Source organism: Bacillus sp. AR8-1 (genome assembly GCF_008042345.1).
Taxonomy (GTDB): Bacteria; Bacillota; Bacilli; order Bacillales; family Bacillaceae_G; genus Bacillus_A; species Bacillus_A cereus.
Genome location: NZ_QNUB01000062.1, coordinates 1 through 5,687, shown reverse-complemented (window position 1 = coordinate 5,687; position 5,687 = coordinate 1). Strand labels below are relative to the sequence as shown.

Genomic DNA, 5,687 nt, shown 5'->3' with positions numbered 1-5,687 from the left:
GAACTACTCGGTCGCTCATTCGCGACTTCCTTATGTTAACATTTCTATTTTGTAATGTCAACTAAGTTTTTCATTTCGTTTGTCGCTTGCGACGTTAATGTCATCGGCGACTTGTTCTATATTACACCTCTAAAGTATAATCGTCAACACCTTTTTATAAAGAAATTCAATTTAATATTTTTATGCTTTTTTAGCTAGATACGTCTCTATAGAATTTCATTATCGGAGAACACCTTCTGCTTCTCTTTAATTTATTTTCCAAAATATATTCGGGTTAATTTGAACTCTAGACTTAACTTGTGTAGACGTTTTTCTCCAACAAAACTAGCAACCTTATTTTAACAAATACTAGTATATAATTAGAGAGTTGTTGTACTATCAATAAAACTCTATTAGAAGCAGGTGAAGATTTGAAAGATATACGTATCCTTATAGCAGACGACGATAAAGAAATCCGAAATTTATTAAAAATATATTTAGAACGAGAATTATACATGGTAGACACTGCAATCAACGGCGAAGAAGCCTTGCATTTATTTAATCAAAATAACTATAACCTCGTTATATTAGATCTTATGATGCCCAAAATAGATGGAATCGAGGTATGTAAAAAACTTAGAGATAAAACTAACGTACCTATATTAATGCTCACCGCTAAAGATCATGAAGTTGATAAAATTTTAGGTTTAAGCATTGGTGCTGATGATTATATTACGAAACCTTTCAGCATTCACGAAGTAATTGCACGAGTAAAAGCTCTTATGCGTCGTTTTTTAGTTCTCGGAAGTAACAATACTACTCAAGAAAAAACGACTTTATCTTTTAAAGGACTAACTATCAATTTAAATACATACACAGTTCATACAAACAAAGAAGAAATTAGCTTAACTGGAAAAGAACTGGAACTATTAAAATTCTTTACTTCAAACCCAGGGCAAGTATTTACAAAAACACAGCTCTTCCGAAATGTGTGGGACGATAATTATATTGAAGATGACAATACCGTTATGGTACATATTCGAAAACTTAGAAAGAAAATAGAAATTGACCCTTCCAATCCAAAATTCATTCAGACTATATGGGGAATTGGTTATAAGTTTGTAGGTGAAAAGCTTGAAGACTGATAAAACCCTCTTCCTTATTTCATTACAACTTATCATTTGTGGGATTTTAAACATACAAATGAACCCAAGAGTAAAAATGTCTTTATTTATTATCCTTATCTTAATTACAATTTATCTCTTCTTTTCAAGAATACAATTCATTCAACATCGCAAAGCAATGGAAACTAAATTAAGTCGTGTACTAAAAGGAAACTTACAAGCGAGATTATTCACAAGCAATGACCATTCATTACATAATATCGTTTTTTCAATAAACGAGCTAATAGCTAAATTAGAGCAAGTTCAGATTGAAGCCAAAAGATCCGAGGAATCCAGAAAACAACTTTTGTCTAGTATCTCCCACGATATACGAACACCACTCACCTCCATTATCGGATATATAGATGCTTTGAAAGACGGAGTTGCTGCTTCTGAAATAGAAAAACAAGAATATCTTAAAATACTCTATATGAAATCAAATAACTTAAAGCACCTAGTTGATGAAATATTCAATATGGCGAAGCTAGACGCTAATGAATTTCCACTAAAAGAAGAAGAACTCGACTTTTCTGAAGTTACTAGAGAAGTTTTGATTGAATTTTTACCTGAGCTCTCAAAACATAACATCGAACTGCAAATTCTTATACCAGAGTCTACTTGTCCTATCATCGCAGATCATCTAAGCATTATGCGGATTATCGGTAATTTAATGAAAAATGCAATTTATTACGGAAAGGATGGGAAAACAATAGGGGTCGAACTGCTAGAAGCTGATGCAGAATACGAACTTCATATTTGGGATCAAGGCCCTGGTATTCCAAAACATGATTTACAAAACATATTTGAGCGAATGTACCGAAGCGAACAATCAAGAAACTCTTCATTTGGTGGTAGCGGTCTCGGACTTTCTATTTCTAAAGCACTCGTTGAAAAAAATGGTGGGCATATATGGGTTGAAAGTACTCCATGGAAACGAACTAATTTTAGCTTTTCTATTCCAAAACACAATACTTTTAAGAAATAGTTAAGAAATGATTAATATGCAGTTAAGCCTTCCTTTTTATGATGTAAGTACGAACTTATAGAAAGCAGGTGTCTCCTATAAATACAATTATAAAAACGACTAACCTTACTAAAGTATATGGCAATCAAAAATCAGTAGATAATTTAAATATTAATGTTCAAAAAGGGGAGATTTATGGCTTCATAGGCCGGAACGGTGCTGGTAAAACAACAACCATTCGTATGCTGCTTAGTCTTATAAAACCTACAAGTGGAACAATTGAAATATTCGGAGAGAACTTATTCCAAAATCAAAAAGATATTTTAAGCAGAATTGGTTCTATAGTTGAAGTTCCAGGATTTTATGAAAACTTAACTGCAAAAGAAAACCTATTAATTAATGCAAAGATAATTGGGGTTCACAAAAAGAATGCTATTGAAGAAGCATTAGAAATAGTAGGCTTGCAGCATGAGACAAAAAAGTTAGTGGGAAAGTATTCTTTAGGAATGAAGCAACGCTTAGGAATTGCACGCGCTCTTCTCCATTATCCTGAGCTACTCATATTAGATGAACCAACTAACGGACTAGACCCTATTGGTATTAAAGAAATGCGAAAACTTATTCATTCCTTAGCTCAAGAAAGAAATATAACAATACTCATTTCTAGTCACATATTAGCCGAGGTAGAACAGTTAGTCGATCGTATCGGAATTATTCATGAAGGAAAGTTACTAGAAGAAGTTTCTCTTGATACGCTGCGCAAAGCAAACCGTAAGTACATAGAGTTTCAAGTGAATAATGACGATAAAGCTGTGATGTTATTAGAAAATCATCTTCAAATTTTTGATTATGAGGTACATGATGAAAGAAATATTCGTATTTACTCTCATTTTGGACAACAAGGATACATAAACAGAACATTCGTTCTCAATGATATTGAAGTATTAAAAATGATGATAAGCGAAGATAGACTAGAAGATTATTTCACCAAACTAGTTGGAGGTGGAACAATTGGTTAATCTACTCTATACAGAACTCTTAAAACTAAAACGCTCTAATATGTTTTTAATTAGCATTATTGGTGCTGGTGTCGCACCTTTCTTAGTTGTAGTAGCCTCTTATATACATATAAAAACAAAACAGCCAACTCCAACTATTTGGTTCCATCAATTATTCACTGACGTTAACTTATATACTACTTTAGTTATAGGATTCCCCTTATATGGAGTAGTGGTTGCTTATTTGCTTACCCGCGAATATGCAGAAGATACACTGAAAAATTTACTAACTATCCCCGTGTCGCGCATTAGCTTTATTATAAGTAAATTCATCATTCTCTTTCTTTGGATTATGATGCTAACTTTAGTCGCTTGGGCACTTACTTTAATATTAGGGCTATTGGGGAACTTCCCTGGTTTTAACATTGCTTTACTTTTAGGTTCTTTCCTAGAATTTTTAATATGTGGTGGACTTCTCTTTCTATTGTCTTCACCTATTGTGCTACTAACTCTTGTAATGAAGAGCTATGTACCGCCCATTATATTAACAGTCATTATTACAATGACTAATCTTATGCTCGTAAACTCCAAGCATAAAGATTTATTTCCGTGGACCGCTACTCTAGATATCGCAAATAACGAATTACAACCGACATATCCACCAGAGTATTCTTATATCATCATCGCAGTAACGACAATTTCCGGGTTTATTGCAACACTATTCTATTTTAAAAAAGTAGACATTCATTAATTTATAGGAGTGAAACTATGAGCGATATCATTATTGCCTTCATACTCGGTATTGTAGAAGGATTAGCTGAATTTTTACCTATATCCTCTACTGGCCATCTTATATTAGTCGGGCATTTATTAGGCTTTGAAGGAGAAAGAGCAAAAACGTTTGAAATTGTTATTCAGCTAGGCGCAATTTTAGCTATTGCAATTTTATATCATAAACGTCTCGTTTCTTTATGTAATATTAAGCCTCTTCTACAGAAAGAAAAAAAATTCAACGCATTCCATGTATTTCTTGGCGTATTTCCAGCAGTGGTTGCTGGTTTGCTACTACATGATATTATTAAAACATACTTATTCCAGCCATACACTGTTGTAATTGGACTTGTAGCAGGGGCAATTCTTATGATCTTTGCAGAAGAAAAAAAGAAAGAGGCAGTAGCCTATTCACTGGACGATTTAACATACAGCCAAGCTTTAACAATCGGATTATTTCAATGCTTAGCAGTATACCCTGGCTTCTCTAGAGCTGGCTCTACTATCTCTGGAGGTCTATTAGCAAAAGTAAATTATAAGACTGCATCTGAATTCTCTTTTCTAATAGCTCTTCCTGTAATGATTGGGGCTACAGGCTTAGACTTACTAAAAAGCTGGAAGTATTTAAGTGTCGATGACATCCCTATGTTTGCGGTAGGATTCATTACCTCTTTTATAGTAGCGATGCTAGCGGTAGTAACTTTTCTAAAGCTTTTAGAGAAAATAGGTTTAAAACCTTTTGCATACTATCGTATTTTGTTGGCTATCTTATTTACGCTTTTCGTATTGCTATAGATTCATATAAGTCACATATTATTAAACTGATATTCAATTTAGAATATCGGTTTTTTTATCTATTTCAACTCTAGTATTACTCACTTCAATATGGCATAGTGATAATAAACTACCATTCATAATCTGAACGTTCTTTAAGTAACTATATCCTTTATCATAAAATACAATTGGAAAATTAAAGATCCCATATATGTACAGAACATATTTACGAACCATATTCACTCCACATAGTATCTTTTTAATTTGCAACATACTAATACAAATTAAAAATGAGTACAAAGGCATAACAAATAAGTAAATTTCCTAGGAATTATAAAGAGACTACATATTAATTAGAGTGAGGTGACGATAAAAATGAATCAATTAGCACAGACATATTGGGATACTTATTGGGGAAATAACAAAAAAACAGAATCTGTTACAGCTTGGCAATTTGGGGATTCCCCTAATTATCTTGCACAGCTAGTAATTGACGGTATTAAAACCGCTACATGCTCCGGTCACATTTTTTATGAATTAGAAAATGAACCGCTACCGACTGCTAATGATTATAGTATTATACTCAATAGTAATGATGAACCTGTAGCTATTATTAAGACAATAGAAGTAACTGTAACACCAATGAATGAAGTAAGCGAAGAATTCGCTATCGCTGAAGGCGAAGGAGATCGTACTTATAATTACTGGAGAGACACCCATGTTCTTTTTTTACAAAGGAACTAAATGAGCTTGGCCTTAATTTCTCTGAAGATATGTTACTCGTCTGTGAGCGTTTTGAACTTGTTGATGTGAACAATAAAGTGAAATTTACCAGCCATTCTTATTTTTATAAAACACAAAAAAGACGAGTCATTCTGACTCGTCTTAAAGTTGCTTGGCGACGTCCTACTCTCACAGGGACAAGGTCCCAACTACCATCGGCGCTAGAGAGCTTAACTTCCGTGTTCGGTATGGGAACGGGTGTGACCTCTCTGCCATCATCACCAAACTATGAAGGCATATTCCTTCAAAACTAGA

The 5,687-nt window shown here is 33.5% G+C and carries 5 protein-coding genes, 1 rRNA gene and 1 pseudogene; 6 read left to right on the top strand and 1 reads right to left on the bottom strand.

The genetic code is table 11. The features are described from left to right. Positions 1-410: 410 nt before the first annotated feature. The 6 genes and pseudogenes from DN400_RS28015 to DN400_RS27985 all read left to right on the top strand — a co-directional run. Positions 411-1,124 (top strand): response regulator transcription factor, encoded by a 714-nt coding sequence (locus DN400_RS28015; protein WP_000651998.1) that lies wholly within the window; start codon positions 411-413, stop codon positions 1,122-1,124. Further along, the gene (locus DN400_RS28010; RefSeq protein WP_000845339.1) at positions 1,114-2,127 is read left to right on the top strand and encodes a sensor histidine kinase; all 1,014 of its coding nucleotides are present in this window, start codon (positions 1,114-1,116) and stop codon (positions 2,125-2,127) included. The genes DN400_RS28015 and DN400_RS28010 overlap by 11 nt, the downstream gene beginning before the upstream one ends. 68 nt (positions 2,128-2,195) lie before the next feature. Further along, positions 2,196-3,125 (top strand): ABC transporter ATP-binding protein, encoded by a 930-nt coding sequence (locus DN400_RS28005; RefSeq protein WP_016513329.1) that lies wholly within the window; start codon positions 2,196-2,198, stop codon positions 3,123-3,125. Beyond that, positions 3,118-3,855 carry an ABC transporter permease gene (locus DN400_RS28000; protein WP_000247715.1) on the top strand — a complete coding sequence of 246 codons (738 nt, stop codon included), beginning with the start codon at positions 3,118-3,120 and terminating at the stop codon, positions 3,853-3,855. Before DN400_RS28005 ends, DN400_RS28000 begins: the two co-directional genes overlap by 8 nt. 17 nt (positions 3,856-3,872) lie before the next feature. Then, a complete protein-coding gene (uppP, locus tag DN400_RS27995; RefSeq protein ID WP_001279959.1) occupies positions 3,873-4,670 on the top strand; it encodes an undecaprenyl-diphosphate phosphatase UppP in 798 nt (265 codons plus the stop codon). Positions 4,671-5,024: 354 nt separating this feature from the next. Next, a pseudogene (locus DN400_RS27985) lies at positions 5,025-5,476 on the top strand (ASCH domain-containing protein); the annotation flags it as partial. 66 nt (positions 5,477-5,542) lie between these two features. Here DN400_RS27985 and rrf read toward each other — a convergent pair. Next, positions 5,543-5,658: ribosomal RNA gene (rrf, locus tag DN400_RS27980) — 5S ribosomal RNA — on the bottom strand. Positions 5,659-5,687: the final 29 nt, after the last annotated feature.